The sequence below is a fragment of the Paenisporosarcina sp. P4_E4_2 genome, assembly GCF_056401595.1.
Genome location: NZ_JBFUJC010000011.1, coordinates 1 through 22,322 on the forward strand (window position 1 = coordinate 1; position 22,322 = coordinate 22,322).

Consider the following 22,322-nt stretch of genomic DNA (forward strand, 5'->3'; position numbering starts at 1 on the left):
TCTTGGTGCCATTCGTCAGTTGAATTAGAAATTGTTGCTGGTGCTGATTTGTCGATTTTGACTTCAGCTGTTTTTACTTCTTCTTTGTTTCCTGCATGGTCTATGCTGTAGAAGGATATTTCATTTATGCCTTCTTTACTTAATTCGAAGCTTGTACCTTGCTGGTACTCTGAACCATTGATTGAATAATAGGATGCCTGTACATCACTGAACTCGTCAGTTGCAGTTAATTCAATGATAAATTGATCATTGAACCATTGTTCTCCAACATTGGACAACGTGACAGGAGCTGTCTGGTCTAGACTAATTTCTACTGTCTGCGGGTTTTCTTTATTGCCTGCTTTGTCGATTGAATAGAAGGATACTTTGTTGATTCCTTCTTTATCTAATGTAAGTTCTGTACCAACTATATATTCTGATCCGTTAATCGAATAGTAGGTAGCTGCAACACCGCTATGCATATCATCTGATGCCAGATTTATTGTAATAGGTAGGTTGGACCAAGCTGGAGTAACGCTTTCTTTTGTCACAGGTGCAGTCTTGTCAAACTTGACGTTAATGGTTTTAATCGCTTCCTTGTTGCCTACTTTATCAACTGAATAGAAGGAAACTTTGTGGATGCCTTCCTCTTCAATTGAAATGTTAGTTCCAGCAATGAAATCACTTTCATCCACTGAATAATACGTAGTTGCCACTCCGGTTTCATTATCGGATGCTGACAATGTGATGACAGGACGCTTATTTGTCCAATCTGTAGGTGCATCAGATATAGTAACCGGTGCTTCTGTATCCACAATCAATTTGGCCAAAACCGTATTTGATGGTTTTGATTCCCCGAACGAATTACTTTGAGAAGTGACATAAAACTCATGGTTAGCATATGACAGATTGTTAATTGTGTAAGATAAGTTATTCACTTTTCCTGCCACCAAGACTGCCTTGCCATCAATGATTTCATAAATATTATATCCGTTAGCGTAAGTGACGAAATCCCAGACTATTCTAGCACTAGAATCACTCAAAACTGTCACTGTGGCCGTTGGTGGCTGCATTTCTGGATATACAATCTTTTGTGTAATGGCGTTGGATGGTTGGGATTCTCCAAAACGTGTGCTGTAGGCTCTTACTTCAAAGGAATGCGTGTTTTCGACCAAATTGTACACATTAGCTTTCAAAGCAGTTCCTTTATAAACAAGCGTTTGGCTGCCCCCTACAGTTTGGTAAACACGATATTCATTAGCCCAAGTAACGGATTTCCATGTTAACTCCACATTGTTGACATTAGTAAATTTACTAGTAAGTACAGGTGGTTCTACGACTGGCCAAATCACATTAATACCTACTATGCTGCCGACAGGTGATTCAGCGAAACGGTCACTGTATGAGCGAACCTCATATTCGTAATCCCCTTCTGGCATATCGAAAAATGTAACAGTCGTGCTAGGTACAGTTTTTGTCAAAATCAATTCGCCATTAACGTTTTGATACACTTTATAGCCGGTTGCATAAGCCACTGCATCCCATGTTAGTTTAATATCATTTCCGTTTACGATGCTTTTTTTAAGATTTCCAGGAGCCTGCATGGTTGGATATATCATCGTACCAACTATTTCACTGCCTACTGGAGATTCATTAAAACGATCACTATAGGAATGAACTATATACTTGTAATCGCCCTTAGGCATATTAGCAAATGTCGTTGATGGTCCTGTTGTTGTTTTGACTAACTCTAGCTGACCATTCTTTTCTTGATAAACTTTATAGGAAGTTGCAAAGGTTGAAGCTTCCCATCTCAACGTTAAATCGTTGCCGTTCGCAATGCTTGATGTCACATTTTGCGGAGCTTCCATCGTATGCTCATCCACAGTCACCTTTTGCAAAGTACCTTCTGTCGATTCTCCAAAACGTGAACTGACAGAATGGATTACATACATATGCTCGCCAGCAGGCACTTTAGAAAGTATGGTGGTTAATGCTGTTGGCGAAGACTTCAATACTTTCTGACCATCTACCAGTTCATATACTTTGTAGCCCGTTGCATATGAAGCGGCACCCCACGATAATACAACATCATTTCCATTTTTAATTTGATATGCAGTATTTTCAGGCGCATGCATCGTTGGATAAATCAATTTAAACGAGATTTCCGTTCCATATTCCGACTCTCCATGAGTAGTTGAATAGGAGTGAACCACAAATGTGTAATCTCCGGCAAGCGAGTTCGAAAAAGCAATGGATTCACTCGTTGGGTTGCTCTTAAATACTTTTTCCCCATTAAYAATTTGATAGACTTTATAGCTTGTCGCCTTTTCTACATCTGTCCAGTTCAATTTGATGTCATTACCGTTAGTAATGGTGTGCGATAAATCCTGCGGAGCAAGCATCGTCTGGYCTTTCAATGTAAAGGACACTTTCGATCCTTCATTGGACTCACCAAATTTGGTAGAGTATGAATGTATCTCGTACACATAGTCACCTGACGGCATGTTCGCAAATGTGTTATTAGAAGCCGTTACTGTTTTCTTTAATGTTTTTTGTCCCGCTGTTATTTGGTAGATTCTATAATCCGTTGCGTACTCGGTAGTGTCCCAAGACAACGTAAAGGACGTATCCGTTYTTATGGTTTCTTTCAAGTTAGCAGGAGCCTTCATTGTTGGATGAATCAATTCAAATGAAATACTGCTACCTTCTTTCGATTCCCCAAAACGGTCGCTCAGTGAATACACCTCAAATTTATAACTACCAGCTGTTCTATTAGCTAGGGTTGCCGAGGTTCCAGTCACTGTACTCTTCAATACTTTTTGATTCTCTACAATCTGATAGACTTTATAGCTTGTCGCATTGTCCGCAGCAATCCAGCTTAAGACAACATCATTGCCATTCTGTATTTTATACTCCAAGCTGGCAGGTGCTTGAATCAGAACTTCATCAACTGTCAATTCGGCTCTGCTTCCCTCAGCAGATTCGCCATAACGAGTACTGTAAGAGTACACTTCATAAACGTAGTTTCCGGAAGGCATCTTCGAATACTTGGTTCCAGTTCCGGTTACCGTACTTTTCAATACTTTTTCTCCATCAATGATTTGATAGACTTTGTAACTGTTAGCGTACGGGACAGTATCCCAAGCCAACACAATATCATTTGTGTTTTCAAGCTTATATGTAAAATTGCCAGGTGCCGTCATTGAAACAGTACCTACAGTTACAGAAACCTTGCTGCTATCCCCAGACTCACCAAAGCGGTCACTGTTTGAACGGATCTCATATTCATAGTCTCCTGCTTGCACATTCGTTAATTTCACAGACGTACCAACCACCGTATTTTTCAAAACTGGCTGTCCATCCACGATTTGATATAGTTTATAATTTGCTGCATTTGCAGCTGCATTCCACTTGAATGTGATGTCGCTCCCATTTGTCACATAATACGTAAAATTGGCAGGAGCTTTTATCGTAGGATAAACAACTTCCACTTGAACTGATTCTGAAAGCGGAGATTCCCCATACAATGCATTTACTGCTGTAACTGCATATATGAAGTCCCCTTCAGGAGCGTTATTAACAGTGAATGTCGTTTTGTTCTGAGTAGTTGTTACTAGTGTTTTCTGTCCGTCAACTGAAAGCTGGTAAAGATTATAAGTCTCTGCATATGCAGATGACCCCCAGCTCAAGGCGATATCATTTCCGTTCTTGATTGTTTGTGTCAATGTTGWAGGGGCAATCATTTCCGGGTAAAGAATTTCTACCGATACAGGTGCACTCGGGCCTGACTCCCCTTCTGGACTCATCGTAGAAACAACATATCGAGTAGTCCCTTCAGACAGATTATTTAAATTGAAACTTGGAGAGGTGCTATTGCCAAGCAGGTTCAGCTGCCCCTCTTGAATTTCATATACATTGTATCCGGTAGCACCGAATACAGAACTCCACGTAAGTTTCACGTCATCTGGTGTCACTTGTTGGGCAGCCAGATTACTTGGCGGCAACATATTGCTGTTCGTTGCTGCAAATGCAGCTGCAAATGGGTTAATCATTTGAATCAAAAGCAGCAATAGCGCCAAATAGGACGTCAATTTAATTGTTCGATTATTCATTCCATAACCTCTCCGCTTCTTGAATTCCAAAGAAAAAGAACCTTCAACAAGGTTCATAGAATCGGTCTATGATTCCTTGTGGCAACCGGCTACCTTCATGTAAATCTACATGTTTCAGGCCCTTGGCTTTGCGTCCCATGGTTTCCCAATGGTTTGCCTTTTTCACTTGGTTTTTTATAATATATTTAAATCTTACTACCCTCTTTTTAACATCAAAATAACAGGCACAAATAACCCTTATATAAACAAAAAGACCTATATTGGGTCTTTTAAAAAAGAGACCCTCGTAAACAAGGATCTCAATTTTAAAAAGTAAAAATTAACGAAGAAGTTGTAGAACGCCTTGAGGCTGTTGGTTAGCTTGTGCTAACATCGCTTGTGCAGCTTGACCAAGAATTGAATTCTTAGTTTGCTCCATCATTTCTTTTGCCATGTCAACGTCACGGATACGAGATTCCGCAGCAGTTACGTTTTCTGCAGTAGCATTTAAATTGTTTATAGTATGCTCAAGACGATTTTGATGTGCACCAAAAGTAGATCTTGCAGTATTAATAGTTTCAATTGCTGTTTCAATTGCTGCAGTTCCAGATGTAGGAGTTAAACCTGTTGCACTAACTTGTTTTCCAACTGCGAATACATCCGTATCTAAATCACTTATTACGATATCAATTGTTCCAGCAAATACTTTTGTACCGTTAAAGCTTGTATCAGAAATAATCTTATCCGCTTGCGTTACAAGTTCAGTCATTTCAAGTTCAAGGTTTGCAATGTCTTTTACATTATAAGTACCATTTTCTTTTTGGACTGACAATTCTTTTAGACGAACTAGCATATCACTTACTTCACTCAATGCTCCCTCAGCTGTTTGAATGTAAGATATACCGTCTTGTGCATTTTTAGAAGCTTGTTCTAACCCTCGAATTTGACCTCTCATTTTCTCCGAAATTGAAAGTCCTGCTGCATCATCAGCCGCACGATTAATACGAAGACCTGAAGATAATTTCTCCATGTTTTTCGATTGCGCATTGCTTGCTGCCCCTAATTGACGATGTGTGTTAAGTGCTGCGATGTTGTGATTAATTCTCATTTTTGTTACCTCCGTGTAATGTTTTTTTGTTTTTTGCAAGTGTCCAAATCCGTTTGGACTAGCTTACATAATTTATATCGGAGGCTTTTGATAAATGTTTAGCGTTTTTTGAAAATATTTCTATAAATTTTATAAAAATAAAAAGCCCGCAAAAATCCTGCGGACATTCCCCATAATATTACTTTTTCATATTCAAGAAATCGCTCAAGTTAATGACATTCGATGTCGCTCGTCGATTCTCTTCCTGAATTTCTAGATAGACTTCCTTTCGGTGGATGGTGATATATTTTGGTGCTTTAATACCGAGTTTAACCATTTCTCCTTCAATAGCAGTAACGAAGATTTCAATGTCGTCATCAATAATAATGGATTCGCCTTTTTTTCTTCCAAGCACTAACATCTGCTACACCTGCCTTTTTTCAGCACTTTGAAATAAAGGTTGCTTAATTAGGTAGTCTTTATTATCCAATACAATTTGCATGCCAAGCTGTCTGTTGTTATTAATGACAAGTGGTGCTTTTAAGTTAGTTGTCGCATCTTTTATTTCGCCCTTTGCTGTAACCGTTGTTAAGACGATTGCATCTGTTGGATCATTCAACTCAAGTTTATCAACCATTTGATCTTCTAGTTTGATGTCATATTCCTTAAAAAATGAGAAAGGGTCTACCAAAAAGAAGTTTACTTCTACTTCCTCTATCGATTGCAGGAAGTAGAATGGGGATTCCCCTTTTTCATCAGCCGGCATCAATGCATACTTTTTATATTCCTCAAATCCTGGAATTCCTTTATTGAATGTAATGATACTGCTATCTGCTACCTCTATTTCTCCAAAACGTGTCGTTTGAATCTTCATAAGCGGCTCCTTTCATCTTGTAAAGATTTTCTATTTAATTCTATTTTTACACAAATCAGTTTCACTAGACAGCAAAACTATTTCTTGATGGTTTTTTCACATGCGGATATATGTACTTTAGTTCACTATTTCCAGGGGGATTAAATTAATGAAAACCAAAGGGATAGCATTGTACTAAACGTAAAAAAAGGCACAATTCTCATAGATGAATTACGCCTTTTAGGAAATTATTTGTTTTTGAAAAAAGCGAGAACAACTTAACGCATTTCATTCAGGAGGTCGTCGAGGCACTCGTATTGTGAGGCTACTCCTTCAACAACTCCCATTTCCATTACTTGCTGAAGTGCTTCGATGGACGCAAATTGAGAACGTGATATAAGTTTCGTCTTTCCTTCGTGTTCAACGAATTCCATTGTTATCTGCATCTCTGGCAAACTATCTACAGTATTACCTTCTTCGTCTGCAAACATGTCCATATAGACGATTTTTTCAGGTGCATTAATCTCTTGGAATACAGCTTTCCCCCATGATTCGTGGCCAAAAAAGTCACCTTGGCCCTCATCGATGCACCTCATGCAATAATGCCATACACCGTTAGGCTCAAACTCAAATTGACGATTTTCTGTTTGCCATCCACGAGGTCCCCACCATTTTGCCAAGTACTCTGAATTCGAAAACGCCTTAAATACAAGATCTCGTGGTGCATTGAACACTCTATCAATGACAAGCTCTCGCCCGTCTACACTGGCCGTGACACCATTGATTACTTTATTTTCAGACATGTTAATTCCTCCTATCAGAAATTTTTGTAACAAGTAATTAATTCGATGGTGCATCCTTCTTTTCCTTGTACATCGAATAAATAATACCTTCATGCTGTCAAAGATATTCTTGCCTATTCGTAAGCCTGACCGAATCCCTCACTCTCTGATAGAGTGGGGGATTTTTGTAATATTTTTAAGGATATCAGCTGGGGATATCAAGGATTCGCGGGTGTTTATCGAGGATTCATCTTGTGATATCTTCATTTCTGAAGGGATATCTTGAAATGTGTCTGGGTTATCTAGAAATCGAGTACTCATATCTAAAATTCACGAAATCCGCACAATTCAAACGCGCTGAAATGGTGCCATTTGCATCGCAAATGGCACGTTACTGTGGGTTAATCGCTGGAATCAAGGATTCGTCGTGTGTATTTCACCTTATTAAATAAAGCCTTTGTATAAGCAAGGCGCATTCCGCACTTCACTTTATTCACATATCTATTCCCACGATTTCATTTAAATTTGTATTACCCGGGAAATAGTTTTTAGTCCAATCATTAAACGGCTTTTTCTTTTCCAATATTTGCTCATAAAATTCTTCTTCATGGACAGAGGAACGAATAACTAAAAGTCATTCCTAATAGGTTGTCTCAGGTAAAAGACAAAAGGCATCCGGATGGTCTTAATCCGGATGCCTTTTGTAATCATGATCTGTCCAATCCATTCCATGCTTTTTCTTTCTCATCATCAAATACGCACTTGATTATTTCTTTTCTTTTGGCCAAATGCCAATTGGAGATTTGCGAAACAGTCCAAAATCGTTCCATGCAAAGACCCCAAACATGGGTCTTAGTCTAAGCCTCATCATTAATTCTACATAGCCTATAATGCAAGGAGTTGGAAATTGGTATCTTTATTGTGTATTAAAAAGTTAACCATTATTAAGAACTAGTTAACTTTATAATACTGACGCACTAAATAGTTCTTTAAAGAACTGAAAGTAGATACTCTTCAGATAGCGAAAAATCACCACGAAGATTTTTTAAAAGAACCAGTTACCGAAAAAGCCTCTTCTACAGCATCGTCGGTTGAACGAAGTGCGACGATTTCTGCTCGTGCAACATCGGTTACGCGAAGTGCGGCGATTTCTGCTCGTGCATCGTCGGTTACGCGAAGTGCGGCGATTTCTGTTCGTGCACCGTCGGTTACGCGAAGTGCGACGATTTCTGTTCGTGCACCGTCCGTTTCGACAAGTGCAACGATTTCTGCTCGTGCGCCGTCTCCGGGAAGTTCGGCGTCTTTTGTTCGAGCATCGTTCGTTACTAAAAGTATCCTGGAACATGAAGTTGCTTAACCCTCTAGAGTTAGATAGTTCGACTGCATTTTTAATGCCGTCAACATTAAAACGTGACATTTTCAAACCTCCCTTCATCTTTATATTAGAGAAAGAAAAAAATCAATTTTACTTTAATTCAAACTCGTGCTGATACACATTTCTTTCTCATATAGTAAGTTACGAAATTGTACTAATTACGGTAGAGACAAACGCATATTATTTAAAAATAAATATAATTTCGTTTCTTTTCTTGGCATCTTTTATTCTTGTTTCATACGAATATTATAAAAATGAAAGGAAGAATTCGCGTGGATAATGTCGTGGAAATACCTGTATATCAGCTTTTTATTAATCCTATCGATTTAAGGGAACTTCGAAGAGAAATTTGGACGGATGATCCCGTTTCCGCGAAGCTAACGATAAACAAAAAGAAACATGATATCGATATTGCGTATCGTGGCTCGCATATCCGGGAGTTTCAAAAGAAGTCATATCACATTTCGTTTTATAAACCAAATACGTATAGAAATGCCAAAGAAATTCATATCAACGCAGAATATAAAGATCCGTCTCTAATGAGAAATAAATTATCGCTCGATTTTTTCAATGATATAGGGTGCTTATCTCCAAAATCTCGATTTGTAAATATAAAATTAAATGGGAAAAATGAGGGGATATATTTGGAATTAGAATCAGTGGATGAATATTTCCTTGCGAATCGACAACTACCGAAAGGACCTATATTCTATGCGATTGACGGAGATGCTAACTTTTCGTTAATGAGTGATCTTGATAAAGATGTAAAAAAATCACTTAAATTTGGCTATGAAAAAAAATGTGGTACAGAACAAGATGAATTTTATTTACAAGAATTTATTATTAATATTAATACCATTTCAAGAGATGATTTTGAAAAAGAAATTGTGAAATACCTAAATGTTGATCAGTATCTTAGATGGTTGGCTGGCGTTGTTTTCACCCAAAATTTTGATGGTTTTGTTCATAACTACGCACTATACCAAAATAGTGAAACGAGACTATTCGAAGTCCTCCCGTGGGATTACGATGCAACATGGGGAAGAGATGTAAACGGGGAAGTAATGGAGGAGGATTATTTACGAATCGAAGGATTTAATACGCTAACTGCAAGAATTCTCGATGTAAAAACATTCCGCGGTCAATACAAAAACTTGCTAGAAGTCATTATAAACAACCAATTTAATGTAGACTATTTGAAACCGAAAATACAAGGTCTGCATGAATTGATAAGACCATATTTTCTTGAAGATCCCTATAAGAAAGATGATATCCTTTTATTTGATAAAGAACCGGAGTATATATTGAATTTTATTGAAGCACGGGCGAATTATATTAAAGGGAAATTAGATACATTAGATTAAGTAGTTTCATCCCTTACACCACCCTCCTATATTTGGTAAGGGGTGTTCTAGTTGAATCAAATTACTAGTAACACCAATAATGCTCCTAGTATTTTTACCCCTAACTCCTTCATGTAGTAATAAAACTTTATTAAAAATTTCCACTGAATCTAACAACACAAAAAAGACCCGATCCAATAAAAAATGGACCGGGTCTACTTGCGTAGATTTATTGTGAACTTACTCTTGTTCGGCTTTTCAGTTTCTAGTATCTATTCAACCGTAACCGACTTCGCCAAGTTACGAGGTTTATCCACGTCACAGTCACGGTGAAGTGCTGCGTAGTAGCTGATCAGTTGTAAAGGAATTACCGAAACAAGTGGAGTCAACAATGGGTGCACTTTTGGCAGTACCAATGTGTCGCCTTCTTCTTCCATGCCTTCCATCGCAATGATACATGGGTTTGCGCCACGTGCTACGACTTCTTTAACGTTTCCACGGATGTTCAAGCTTACTGCTTTTTGTGTCGCCAATGCAAATATCGGAGTACCATCTTCAATTAGAGCGATCGTTCCGTGTTTCAATTCGCCACCTGCAAAGCCTTCAGCTTGGATGTATGAAATCTCTTTTAGTTTCAATGCGCCTTCCATGCTGACACAGAAGTCCAAGTTTCGGCCGATGAAGAATGCGTTTCGAGTAGTTGATAGGAAGTCACGAGCGATTTGCTCCATTTCTTCTTTTGAATCAACCATCGCTTGAACGGCATTAGCTACGATACCAAGTTCTTTAACGAAATCGAAATCTACTGTACGTCCCGCTTTTTTAGCCGCTACTGCTGCAGTAAGAGCAAGTACAGCGATTTGTGCTGTGTAAGCCTTCGTTGACGCTACAGCGATTTCAGGACCTGCATGCAATAACAATGTGTGATCTGCTTCACGTGAAAGTGTAGAACCTTGTACGTTTGTTACTGTTAACGTTGGGTGGCCCAATTCTTTGATTTTCACCAATACTTGACGGCTATCCGCAGTTTCACCAGATTGAGTGATGAACATGAACAATGGTTTTTCAGATAGCAACGGCATGTTATAGCCGAATTCACTTGAAATGTGAACTTCTACTGGAATACCCGCAATTTTCTCGAAGTATTCTTTTCCTACTAAACCAGCATGATAGCTAGTTCCTGCTGCAATAATATACATACGATCCGCTTCATTTAAAGCAGTCAAGATTGCTTCATCGATTTCAAGCTCGCCTTGTTCGTTCTGGTAAGCTTGGATGATTTTACGCATAACAGCCGGTTGCTCGTCAATTTCTTTCAGCATGTAATGTGGGTATGTGCCTTTTTCGATATCGCTCATATCCAGTTCAGCTGTATAAGCTTGACGCTCTACTACCGAGCCATCTAATTTTTGAATTTCAACAGACTCTTTTTTCACAATAACCATTTCTTGATCATGAAGCTCTACATATTGGTCTGTTACTTGTAACATCGCCATTGCGTCAGACGCTACAACGTTGAAGTCGTCACCAAGACCAACTAATAATGGGCTCTTGTTTTTCGCAACATAAATTGTTTGTGCTTCTTCTGAATCCAATAGCGCGATTGCGTATGATCCGTGCAACAAGCCAAGTGTATGGCGGAATGCTTCACCAGTAGTCATGCCGTCTTTAGAGAATTTCTCAATCAACTGAACAATGACTTCTGTATCCGTGTCGGACTTCATTTCCATGCCAGGTAAATATTCTTTTTGAAGCAAATGATAGTTCTCGATAACTCCGTTATGAACCAGCGTATAGCGACCTGATTCACTTTGGTGTGGATGGGCATTCAATTGGTTAGGGACTCCGTGAGTCGCCCAACGCGTGTGGCCGATACCAGTTTTTGCATGCACATCATTTTCTACTGCTTGACGTAAGTCTGCAATGCGTCCTTTTTCTTTGAATACAGTTACACCATCTTCATTGCGAACGGCAATACCAGCTGAATCGTAACCGCGGTATTCCAATTTTTCCAACCCTTTTAATAAAATTTCTTTTGAATCTAACTCTCCGATGTATCCTACAATTCCGCACATAATTTAAAATCCTCCAATAATTTAATCATAATAAAATAAGCGTTCTGCTAAGCGTGCAGACGCTGTTCGTGTGCCCTCTTCTTCCTTTAATCGCAAAATCACTTCTGCGGTTTAAGAATCAGAATTACGACCGGGCATCGCGGCCGGGAGGTATCCGCCGAATCTTCGATACTCCTCCTCCTCGTCTGCTGAAGATCCATTTCCGTCCGATTTCTTCAGCTCAGGCGCTATCATTGTTTTCCGATTTTTTTGACGTGCGTAAATTCACTCCTTCTGCACGGTAACGTTAAAGTAGTCAGTTGTCAATGACTTACAATTCACGTCAGCACACCTATCATACTGAATTCACATACATACGTCAATACAGTACATACCCTCAATATATTCCAAAGAAACATGAAAGTCTAAGAAAACAGCCTTTTAAAATTTACCATCCGTTTTTCCTAGTTTAATTAAACATTTTATATATTCTCAATGACCATTTTTCACCAGGTATCTTGTTATGAGATGGCCTTTCAATCATTCTTAAATAACAATTCTCCCCATTTTCCCGGGACACGAGCAGTTCGAGGAAGCAAGTAAATGAACACCGGAGTGCACTAAAAGTGCATGAGGATGTGAGTGAGCGCAGCTGACAAAGAAATGCGACGTGTAACACACCATTTTTCCGAGACACGAGCAGGTCGCGGAAGCAAGCGAGCGAACACCGGAGTGTACATAAGTACATGAGGATGTGAGTGAGCACAGCTGACAAAGAGATGCGACGTTGTAGCACCCATTTTCCCGGGACACAAGAAGTTCGAGGAAGCAAGTAAATGAACACCGGAGTGCACTAAAAGTGCATGAGGATGTGAGTGAGCGCAGCTGACAAAGAAATGCGACGAGTAACACACCATTTTCCCGAGACACGAGCAGGTCGCGGAAGCAAGCGAGCAAACACCGGAGTGTACATAAGTACATGAGGATGTGAGTGAGCGCAGCTGACAAAGAGATGCGAAGTGTATCGGGAAAATGGAAAAGAGCCGCATCTCTGCGACTCTTACAAACCCGTTATAGCACCAAATACCAACGCCAACGCAATGACAAAAGCGGGGTGCAACTTCACTTTTTCCAATAGAACGAAACTTGCCGCCATCAAAAACAAAGTATAACCGGGACCAACACCTTCAACTGATTCCTGCGCAAACTGGATGGTCATGAAACCTAGCAAAACAGCGATAACTGGTCGAATAATCTTCGTTAAGTTTTTCACTTCCGGTTCGTCTTTGTACTTAAGCAGGATGGCCATCATGCCAATCATCAGGAGTAAAGACGGGGCGACGCTCGCGAACATCGCGACGATAGATCCGAGCACTCCCGCTTCCGTGTACCCAATATACCCCGCCATTTTCGTAGCAATTGGACCAGGCAAGGAATTGCCAATCGCGACCACTTCACTAAATTCCTGCGTGGTTAACCATTCATAATTCCCTACCACTTCATGCTCTACTAATGGAATCGAAGCTGGTCCTCCACCATAACCGAGGATACCAGGAATGAAAAATGCCAAAAACAAGTGCCAATAAATCATGCTTTTTCCCTCCTTTTCAGGAGCGGTGAAAAGACGATAAGGATACAAACCAAAATGACAATAGCCGGATGGATTTGCAAACCTTCTATTAGAATGCCGGATAACACGATCAATAATATGGCGCGCATCCAACCGAGAGTTTCTCCTGATTTCTTAACAAAATCCCAAGTCAATACGGCAAGCATGACCGCAACAACCGGTACGACGGACGCTGACATATGTTGAACCCAGGGAATATCTTTATATGTTTGCAATAATCCTAAAAAAACAATCATCAATACAACTGTTGGTATGATAGATGCCACAAGGGCAATCAAGCATCCCCAGACACCCGCTATCCGGTAGCCAATATATCCAGCGATTTTAGTCGCAATGGGACCTGGCAACGTGTTGGCAAGAGCTAAAGTGTCGCCGAACTCGTCATCCGTCATCCATTCATATTTTTTCACGACTTCCTGATGGACCAATGGAATAGAGGAAGGACCCCCTCCAAATCCAAGCATGCCGGTGCGAAAGAAAGCCAGCGCGATATTGCGGTAAAGACCACGACGTGGACGTCCCGTAGCGTTCTTCACCCCAGCACGTTCTACCAAGCCGCGATGGCTCCGTCTGTTCGGGATTCTGTGCCACCTTGAAGCACACCCGTCTCAGGGTTTCGCCAAATTATTTGCCCACGTCCAAAACTGCCGCCATCGGATGTTACGTGAATGTCATGTCCTTTTCTAACCAAACTCTGAACCAAGTAGTTCGGAAACTCCGGTTCTACGTGGACAGTCTTTCCTTTCATCCACTGCCAGCGTGGCATATCCAACGTTGCTTGCGGATTTAATAGGAAGTCAACTGTATTTGTGACCACTTGGAAATGCCCTTGGGGTTGCATGTATCCCCCCATCACACCAAACGGTCCAACAGCCTGACCATCTTTCGTCAGGAAGCCAGGAATAATCGTATGGTACGTTCGCTTGCCTGGCTTCAGCACGTTCGGATGTGTTTCATCCAGTGAAAAATCATGCCCTCGGTTTTGCAGTCCGATGCCTGTGCCTGGAATCACGATACCCGAGCCGAAGCCCATATAGTTACTTTGGATGTAAGAAATCATGTTTCCTTCGTCATCCGCAGCGGCTAAATAAACCGTTCCGCCTTTTGGCAACTCATACGGTTCAGGGTTTGTTGCAGTCTCCCCAATGACACCTGCTCGTTTTGCAGCGTATTCATCTGACAGCAGATGTTCGACACTTACAGGCATTGCTTCAGGTTCTGTAATGAATGCCTGGCCATCTGTAAATGCCAGCTTCATCGCTTCGATTTGTCGGTGGAATGTGTCCGCATCCTGCCAAGCAGGTGGATCAAATTGCTTGAATACGTTCAACGCCATCAACGCAACCATTCCTTGCCCGTTCGGTGGAATTTCCCACACATCGTAACCTCGGTAGTTTGCTGAAACAGGCTCAACCCATTGCGGTTTATATGTAGATAAATCTTCTTTTGTTAAGTATCCGTCATGCTTTTTGAAGAATGCATCGATTTTGTCGGCAATTTCGCCTTCGTAGAAATCACGCGCATTCGTTTCACCAATTGCACGCAACGTTTTTGCATGGCCTGGTGAAGACCAGACTTCCCCGATTTCAGGCGCACGACCGTCCGGTGCGAACGTTTCGAACCAGGCAGCAAATTCTTCGGCCGTGAACGTTTCTTTGTACTTCTTATAGGCAGCTTTCCAATACTTGCCGAGAATCGGTGACAATGGATAGCCTTCTTCTGCGTATCGAATTGCTGGAACGAGCACGTCCTTTAATGAAAGTTTCCCGAATTTCGCGGACAATTCAGCCCACGCAGCTGGAACCCCAGGAACCGTCACTGGAATGACGCCAAAAACGGGCATTTTTTCATGCCCTTTATCGCGGATGGCTTCAGCAGAAATCGATTGCGGTGCAGGACCGGAGGCATTCAGACCATGCAACTTGTCCTTTGACCATACGAGGGCAAATGCATCGCCACCGATACCGTTTGAAGTGGGTTCTACTACAGTTAATGCGGCAGCTGTTGCAATGGCAGCATCAATTGCATTTCCGCCTTTCTGCAAWATTTCAAGACCAGCCTGTGCTGCAAGTGGCTGTGAAGTGGCGACCATGCCTTTTTTCGCGAATACCGTATGTCGCTTCGCAGCAAATGGGTGGTGTAAGTAATCCATGATGTTCCCCCTTAAGTTTGGTCAGTTCAATGTTTAAATTTTTGTTCCTGAAAAATGACAAGCAGAAAAATGAGCTGGTTCTACTTCTTGCCAAGCCGGTTTGTCGACTTTGCATACTTCCTGCGCAATCGGACAACGTGTGTGAAATGGACATCCACTCGGAGGGTTTGCCGGATTTGGCAAATCACCCTGCAAACGAATCCGCTTAGTATTTTTTTGAACAGATGGCCTCGGAATGGCGGAAAGCAGAGCCTGCGTGTACGGGTGCAATGGATTAGCAAACAAATCTTTTACCGTGCCGAGCTCCACCGTGTTGCCCAGATACATAACCAAGACCCGATCACAGAAATAACGGACAACGCCCAGGTCATGTGAAATAAATAAGTACGACAGCTGGTATTTTTCTTGCAGCGACTTCAATAATTTTAACACTTGCGCCTGGACTGAAACATCCAAAGCCGAAACCGCTTCATCACAAATGACAAAAGAAGGATTCAAGGCAATCGCACGCGCAATGCCGATTCGTTGCCGTTGTCCGCCACTGAATTCATGCGGATACCGTTCAAAATGTTCTTCTTTCAATCCGACTTCTTGTAGTAAATCCAATACACTCGCTCGCTTTTCTTTTGCAGACATGTTTGTATGCATTGTAAATACTTCTTCCAATGCATGACCGATCCGTTGGCGTGGATTTAGGGACGCATATGGATCTTGGAAAATCATCTGCATTTCTTTGACGAATTTCAATTTTTCTTTACGTTTTAAATCTTGTATTTCTTCGTCACGAAAGTGGATTTTTCCTTCCGTCAATTCTTCCAGTCCTAAAATGGCTCTACCCAGAGTTGATTTTCCACAGCCCGATTCGCCAACCACTCCCAGACTTTCCCCTTCAAACAATTGAAGTGACACATCTTCTACAGCTTTCACGTGGCCTTGAACGCGTTTCAAAATACCGCCTTTAATAGGAAAATACTTTTTCACGCCTCTTAATTCAAGGAGAATTTTCGGATTAGATTTGGGCGACAAGGTGACCATGCTTAACCTCCTCCACTTCTTCGTGCAACCAACAACTGACGACATGTCCTTCATCCGTTTTAAATTCAGGTGGTGTCAGTTCCCGGCATTTATCAGTCGCAAATTTACATCGCGGATGGAAACGACATCCTTGGATGTGTTCCTGTAAACTCGGAAGGGACCCAGGAATCGGTTCCAACTCAAAATCAGAATCATCAATGTTCGGAACTGAATTCAGCAAGCCAATTGTATACGGATGTTTTGGATGATCAAATATTTCAGTGACCGTGCCTTCCTCCACTTTTTTACCTGCATACATGACCATCACACGGTCAGCAACTTCAGCGACAACGCCCATATCATGGGTAATCATCATAACGCCCATATTCAATTTTTCTTTAAGGTCATTAATTAAATCCAAAATTTGAGCCTGAATGGTGACGTCCAATGCAGTAGTAGGTTCATCTGCAATGAGCAGGCCAGGATGGCAGGCGAGGGCAATGGCAATCATGACTCGTTGTCTCATCCCCCCACTCAGTTCATGTGGGTATTGATTCATACGTTTCTCCGGATAGGGAATGCCGACTTGCTTCAATAACTCTATGCCTTGTTTCGTCGCTTCACTTTTGCTGACTCTATGATGCAAAATGAGTGGTTCACGCAATTGGTACCCCACCGTCAATACTGGATTCAATGCGGTCATCGGTTCTTGGAATATCATTGAAATTTTCGTGCCACGCATTTTTCTCATTTCTTCGTATGGTAGATTATGAATCGGCTTTCCTTCGTACTTCACTTCTCCGCCTGCGATCTTTCCATTACTCGGAAGCAGTCCAATGACAGATAGGGACGTAATACTTTTCCCGCAGCCTGATTCACCAACGATACAAAGCGTCTCCCCTTTCGCAATGGAAAAGGAGACATCCCGCACAGCTTGGACGTTGCCGTCCGCTGTGCGAAATTCGGTTACCAAGTGATTCACTTCGAGTAATGTCTCCATATCATTTCCCCCTACTTTCTTGAAACTTTTTTCAAGGACCACTTACCATTTGGATCAATTTCAAGACCAGAATAATTTTTATCCAGCGCTGCCGTTACAATCCCGTGATACATTGGGATGACAACATTTTCATCAATCATTAAATGATTGGCTTCATCTAGAATTTGCAAACGCTCATCCTGGTCAATCGTTGTACGCGATTGAACAACCAGTTCGTCAAATTCCGGATTGCTGTATTGAGAACGGTTAGATGAACCAACGTTATCACTATGGAAGTTCGGATAAAATAATTCAGAACCATCTCCCGTTACATTTGACCAACTCAAGAAAGTAAGGTCATAGTCTCCCGCGCGAGCTGTATCCAAGAATGTTGCCCATTCCATCGATTCAATCTCTACTTTGAATCCTGCCTCAGTTAATTGAGCTTGTACGATTTCAGCCATTAAGATGAAATTGTCGCGATTAGCAGTTAATAATTTTATTGGTTTGTCCCCGTATCCATTTTTCTTAACTAAGGCTTTTGCCGCTTCAACATCATACGCTGTTCCTGCTTTGTCTGCAGATTCATTAAAGCCGAATACTTGCGGCCCGATAACACTATCACTTCTTACACCTAAACCATTCAGTTTCGAAACAAATGCATCACGATCTACTGCTAATGCAACTGCTTTACGGAACTCAGGATCTTGGTTTCTCTCAAGTGAATGGTTGAACGTTAAGTAATAAACACTCGTACCATCTTTCTTTTCAATATTGATGTTATCCATTGATTCCAATCGCTTCACTTGCTCTGTTGGTAAATTATCGATGAATTGAACTTCCCCTGTTTGTAGCATGGAAATCGCAGTTGAAATTTCCGGAACGACTTTTAGCATAACTTTCTTTAATTCCGGTGCCCCATCCCAATATTCTTCATTTGCTTCTAATTGAACTTTATCTCCAGGTGTCCAACTAACAAACTTGAATGGACCCGTTCCAACTGGATCTTTCATTAAGTCTTGTTTCTTGTCGGCAGTTGGGCTGACAATCGCTGCATTTGTATGTGATAAAGCCGCTAAGAACGGTCCATACGGATACTTTGTTTTAATTTCAACCGTGTGTTCGTCTAATACTGTAATCGTATCAACCGGTTCCAATAATGATGCACGTGGTGCAGCAGTTGCTGGATCGCGAAGTTTATCAAATGTATATTTTACTGCTTCAGCATTAAAAGGTGTGCCATCGTGGAATTTGATACCTTCTTTTAATTTAATGACCCATGTGTTTTCATCAGGGTTTTCATATGATTCAGCAAGCAAAGGTTCAAATTCCTTTGTATCTCCGTTACGAGTAAATAGTTGCTCATAGACATGCTCCGTGATATTCGCGGATACTGCGTCGTTCATTAAGATCGGTGATAACCCGACAGCATCTGAAGTCGATGCATATGTGAATGTTTCATTACTTGCAGATCCACCACTTGATTTCCCATCAGAATCTTTAGGTGCTGATGCGGATTCCCCCGAGCAAGCTGCAAGTACAAGCATTACCATTAACATGATTGAGTACCATACTATTTTCTTCATTCTTTTTCCCCCTGCTCCATTATTATTGATGTCTGGCAATACACGACAGTTCGCACTTCAGCTTTAGTCCCTCATGCGAAAGCAAGCTTTCGAATCGGTTCTTCAAGCGCCGGCGCCGAGCTAAAGTGGCGCGTTTCGCTTTTCATTGAATATCCATATTCGGATCTAACGCATCCCGCAATCCATCACCGACAACATTGAATGCAAAAACCGTCAACATAATAGCAACACCTGGGACGATTGTTAAATGAGGCGAGGTCCACATATAATCTTGACCTTGTGCAATCATGGCTCCCCACTCAGGTGTGGGAGGCTGAGCGCCCAGTCCTAAATAACTGAGTGCAGCTGTGGATAATATCGCCGTAGCCATTCGCATCGTCGCGAATACAATGATCGGTGCGAATGCATTCGGTAAAATGTGACGGATCATAATTCGAAAATCAGATGCGCCTAATGACTTCATCGCCATGATGTATTCTTTCTGTTTAATGGAAAGAACCGAGCCTCGTACAATACGGGCACATGTTGGAATGGACCAAATACTGATTGCGATGGCGACATTGACCAAATTCGTGCCCAAAATTGCGATAATCAACATCGCTAGCAATATCCCTGGAAACGAGAACAATAAATCAACAATGCGCATGATGACGCCATCCAATTTTTTATAGTACCCGCCGAGCAATCCAAGCGTGACACCCCCAATCAGACCGAGTGATACGGCCATGATGCCTACAAGCAAGGAAATTCGTGCACCGTAGACAATTCGTGCCCACACATCCCGTCCATAGTTGTCAGTTCCTAACCAATGGCCATCTGAAAACATTGGCAATTCGCTTGCCACCAAGTTTTGTTTGATGGGATCATGGCTCGCAATAAGTGGTGCAAAAACTGCCATTCCGATTTGTAAAAGGATGATGAACAATCCCGCAACTGCTAACTTATTTTTGAACAATCTTTTTAAAGTAGTCATATAAACTTTTTCTTTTTTCTTAACAACCGGCAAACGTTTCTCCGTCGTCAGGATTGCATTCGTCATATGGTATCTCCTTTCATCAGTCGTAGCTGATACGTGGATCGATAAAGGTATAAACAATATCTACGATTAAATTTACGACCACAAACAGAGTGGCCACTAACAGCACAGATCCTTGAACCATAGGGAAATCTCTCATTGCGATTGAATCAATCATTAACCTTCCTACACCATTGATGGCGAATACTTTTTCAGTAATGATTGTTCCCCCTAGCAAAAATCCAAAGTTAAGTCCGATGACTGTGATGACTGGAATCATGGCATTTTTCAGCGTGTGAATCCAAATGACGTTTCGTTCTTTCACACCTTTCGCCCTTGCTGTCCTAACGTAATCAGCTTTAATCACTTCAAGCATGGAAGACCTCGCCATTCGTGCAATCATAGCTGCGGAGCCCGTACCAAGAGTAATTGCCGGTAAAATCAATTGTTTGAAGCCGTCAACCGTGTAAAAAGGTTCGGAAAGTCCACCTACCGGAAGCCATTGCAGATTTACTGCAAACACTAAAATTAACAGTGTACCTAACCAAAAGTTCGGAATGGAAATGCCTGCAAGCGCAAACGTGGTTGACGTGACATCCAGCCATGAATTATGTTTGAGTGCTGATATCAACCCTGCAAATATCCCAATGACTACCGCAACAATCATACTGGCAATCGCAAGTTTTAGTGTATTTGGAAAACGGATTGATATAGCCTCTGAAACAGCTTGCTTTGACTGATAGGAATAACCAAAATCCCCTTGAGCTGCATGTTTTAAATACCTTCCATATTGAACAAGGAATGGATCATTTAAGCCAAGATTATCTCGGATGGCTTCCAAATCGGTTTCAGTCGCCGTAGGTCCGCCCACCATCGTGGCTGGGTCGCCAGGAGCTATGTACATGGATGAAAAGACAAGAAAGGAAATTCCTAGTAATAAAAAAACCAGTTGTATCCCTCTTCTGACAATCAAAGCTATCATTTATTCCCCCACCTTCTTACAATTGTTAATTGATTTTTTTAATTTGATTAACAATTGGTTGTTATTTGTTAAATGTGATTATAGAGCATTGAGAATTAAAAATCTACATGAATATTCAAATAAATTATAATTTTTCATTTTTTATATTCCTTTCGTTAATAAATAGTGATTATCTCCTACATAACGTAATTCGTTTTAGAAAAAATCAATCAAATTGTTAGTATCGCCTTATTAAAACGATGAAAACGTTTACAATCATTTCGTAAGTTGAAATTTCTATACAAAAAGACCCCTGACTTTTCATAAGAAATGTCAGGGGTCTTTATTTTGTTATAGTTTTAATCCGCTTCGGCTCTTGAAGCGTCTTAATAATATGTGGCTTTCCACACGCGTAATGCCTTCCAATGCGTACAATTCTTCGTTGATGAACTTTTCTAGATTGGAGAAATCATCCACCAAGACATGCATATGCAGGGTTGAAGGTCCGGTCATTTGATAACAGCTCGCAACACTAGGGTTATCAGCAAGTTTTTCAGCCACTTCCACAAGCGAAGATGGTTCACAGTCCACTTCAAAGAAGCCAGATACACTTTTACCAACTTTCTCCGAGTTGATTACCACCGTGAAACGTTCAATGACTCCCGCTTCTTGCAACTGGTGTACACGTTCGCGCACAGCAACGCGTGATAAGTTCAATTCTTTACCTATATCTACATACGATAAGCGTCCATTAGCAATCAATAATTCTAAAATACGTTTATCTGTAGCATCTAAACGCATGGGCCACCCACTTTCCACCATTGTATTGGTATTATACGAAAAGAATTAGCAGCTGGGAAGAAAAATAATTAATATTCTTACGATTTGTTTTTAAACGGGAATTTATATACACAGAACGACAGAAGACCAACTTCATAGAAGCTGGCCCTCCAAATAAATTATTCTGCTAGTCCCATTTCAGTACGCACAACTTCAGCAATGCGTTCCACATATCGTTCGCAATCTTCTTGCGTTGACGCTTCAACCATGACACGCACCAATGGTTCAGTACCGGAAGGACGTACCAACACGCGGCCATTGCCAGCCATTTCTTGCTCAACTTCCGCAATGACTGCCGCCACTTTTGCATTATCCGTTACGCCATGTTTGTCCGTGACACGTACATTCACAAGTTTTTGTGGGAAAATCGTCATTTCAGCTGCAAGTTCAGACAGCTTCTTGCCTGTAATTTTCATGATGTTCACCAATTGAAGACCCGTTAGTAAACCATCACCTGTTGTATTATAATCCAGGAACACGATGTGTCCTGATTGTTCTCCACCTAAATTGTAGCCATTGTTTTTCATTTCCTCGACAACATATCGATCACCAACCGCTGTTTGCACGCTACTCATACC

At 41.1% G+C, this 22,322-nt stretch carries 17 protein-coding genes, 1 pseudogene and 1 riboswitch; of the genes and pseudogenes, 1 reads left to right on the forward strand and 17 read right to left on the reverse strand.

The features are described from left to right. The 6 genes from AC1DSB_RS02640 to AC1DSB_RS02665 form a co-directional block, all read right to left on the reverse strand. The coding region (locus tag AC1DSB_RS02640) for an OmpL47-type beta-barrel domain-containing protein (RefSeq protein ID WP_477585703.1) at positions 1 to 4,094 on the reverse strand (4,094 nt) is incomplete at its 3' end. A 77-nt stretch (positions 4,095 to 4,171) separates the two neighbouring features. Beyond that, positions 4,172 to 4,262, reverse strand: a riboswitch (cyclic di-GMP riboswitch). A 151-nt stretch (positions 4,263 to 4,413) separates the two neighbouring features. Continuing rightward, positions 4,414 to 5,181: a flagellin N-terminal helical domain-containing protein gene (locus AC1DSB_RS02645; RefSeq protein ID WP_477531881.1), complete on the reverse strand. Its 768-nt coding sequence runs from the start codon at positions 5,179 to 5,181 to the stop codon at positions 4,414 to 4,416. 178 nt (positions 5,182 to 5,359) lie between these two features. Then, a complete protein-coding gene (gene csrA, locus AC1DSB_RS02650) occupies positions 5,360 to 5,581 on the reverse strand; it encodes a carbon storage regulator CsrA (RefSeq protein WP_477531882.1) in 222 nt (73 codons plus the stop codon). A gap of 3 nt (positions 5,582 to 5,584) precedes the next feature. Further along, the gene (gene fliW / locus AC1DSB_RS02655) at positions 5,585 to 6,034 is read right to left on the reverse strand and encodes a flagellar assembly protein FliW (RefSeq protein WP_477531883.1); all 450 of its coding nucleotides are present in this window, start codon (positions 6,032 to 6,034) and stop codon (positions 5,585 to 5,587) included. A gap of 257 nt (positions 6,035 to 6,291) precedes the next feature. After that, a complete protein-coding gene (locus AC1DSB_RS02660; protein WP_477531884.1) occupies positions 6,292 to 6,816 on the reverse strand; it encodes an SRPBCC domain-containing protein in 525 nt (174 codons plus the stop codon). A gap of 686 nt (positions 6,817 to 7,502) precedes the next feature. Then, a complete protein-coding gene (locus AC1DSB_RS02665) occupies positions 7,503 to 7,625 on the reverse strand; it encodes a hypothetical protein (protein WP_477531885.1) in 123 nt (40 codons plus the stop codon). An 817-nt stretch (positions 7,626 to 8,442) separates the two neighbouring features. Between AC1DSB_RS02665 and AC1DSB_RS02670 the strand changes: the two genes are divergently transcribed. Beyond that, a complete protein-coding gene (locus AC1DSB_RS02670; protein ID WP_477531886.1) occupies positions 8,443 to 9,534 on the forward strand; it encodes a CotH kinase family protein in 1,092 nt (363 codons plus the stop codon). Between the two features lie 251 nt (positions 9,535 to 9,785). Here the strand turns inward: AC1DSB_RS02670 and glmS are convergent, their stop codons facing one another. From glmS to AC1DSB_RS02725, 11 genes and pseudogenes are all read right to left on the reverse strand, one after another. Further along, on the reverse strand, positions 9,786 to 11,588 hold the full coding sequence (gene glmS, locus AC1DSB_RS02675; RefSeq protein ID WP_016429504.1) for a glutamine--fructose-6-phosphate transaminase (isomerizing): 1,803 nt from the start codon (positions 11,586 to 11,588) through the stop codon (positions 9,786 to 9,788). Between the two features lie 1,039 nt (positions 11,589 to 12,627). Continuing rightward, the gene (locus AC1DSB_RS02680) at positions 12,628 to 13,158 is read right to left on the reverse strand and encodes a chromate transporter (RefSeq protein ID WP_477531887.1); all 531 of its coding nucleotides are present in this window, start codon (positions 13,156 to 13,158) and stop codon (positions 12,628 to 12,630) included. After that, on the reverse strand, positions 13,155 to 13,751 hold the full coding sequence (locus AC1DSB_RS02685; protein WP_477531888.1) for a chromate transporter: 597 nt from the start codon (positions 13,749 to 13,751) through the stop codon (positions 13,155 to 13,157). Before AC1DSB_RS02685 ends, AC1DSB_RS02680 begins: the two co-directional genes overlap by 4 nt. Next, the gene (locus tag AC1DSB_RS02690) at positions 13,745 to 15,349 is read right to left on the reverse strand and encodes a gamma-glutamyltransferase family protein (protein ID WP_477531889.1); all 1,605 of its coding nucleotides are present in this window, start codon (positions 15,347 to 15,349) and stop codon (positions 13,745 to 13,747) included. Before AC1DSB_RS02690 ends, AC1DSB_RS02685 begins: the two co-directional genes overlap by 7 nt. 33 nt (positions 15,350 to 15,382) lie before the next feature. Next, positions 15,383 to 16,384 (reverse strand): ABC transporter ATP-binding protein, encoded by a 1,002-nt coding sequence (locus tag AC1DSB_RS02695; protein ID WP_477531890.1) that lies wholly within the window; start codon positions 16,382 to 16,384, stop codon positions 15,383 to 15,385. Next, the gene (locus AC1DSB_RS02700) at positions 16,359 to 17,363 is read right to left on the reverse strand and encodes an ABC transporter ATP-binding protein (RefSeq protein WP_477531891.1); all 1,005 of its coding nucleotides are present in this window, start codon (positions 17,361 to 17,363) and stop codon (positions 16,359 to 16,361) included. Before AC1DSB_RS02700 ends, AC1DSB_RS02695 begins: the two co-directional genes overlap by 26 nt. 11 nt (positions 17,364 to 17,374) lie before the next feature. Continuing rightward, a complete protein-coding gene (locus AC1DSB_RS02705) occupies positions 17,375 to 18,928 on the reverse strand; it encodes a glutathione ABC transporter substrate-binding protein (RefSeq protein ID WP_477531892.1) in 1,554 nt (517 codons plus the stop codon). Positions 18,929 to 19,070: 142 nt separating this feature from the next. Next, entirely contained in the window at positions 19,071 to 19,967 is an 897-nt protein-coding gene (locus tag AC1DSB_RS02710) for an ABC transporter permease (RefSeq protein ID WP_477531893.1), read from the reverse strand. A 16-nt stretch (positions 19,968 to 19,983) separates the two neighbouring features. Further along, positions 19,984 to 20,925, reverse strand: a complete 942-nt coding sequence (nikB, locus tag AC1DSB_RS02715; RefSeq protein WP_477531894.1) for a nickel ABC transporter permease — start codon at positions 20,923 to 20,925, stop codon at positions 19,984 to 19,986. Between the two features lie 330 nt (positions 20,926 to 21,255). Then, positions 21,256 to 21,705 (reverse strand): Lrp/AsnC family transcriptional regulator, encoded by a 450-nt coding sequence (locus tag AC1DSB_RS02720; protein ID WP_016429495.1) that lies wholly within the window; start codon positions 21,703 to 21,705, stop codon positions 21,256 to 21,258. 158 nt (positions 21,706 to 21,863) lie between these two features. Next, a pseudogene (locus tag AC1DSB_RS02725) lies at positions 21,864 to 22,322 on the reverse strand (phosphoglucosamine mutase); the annotation flags it as partial.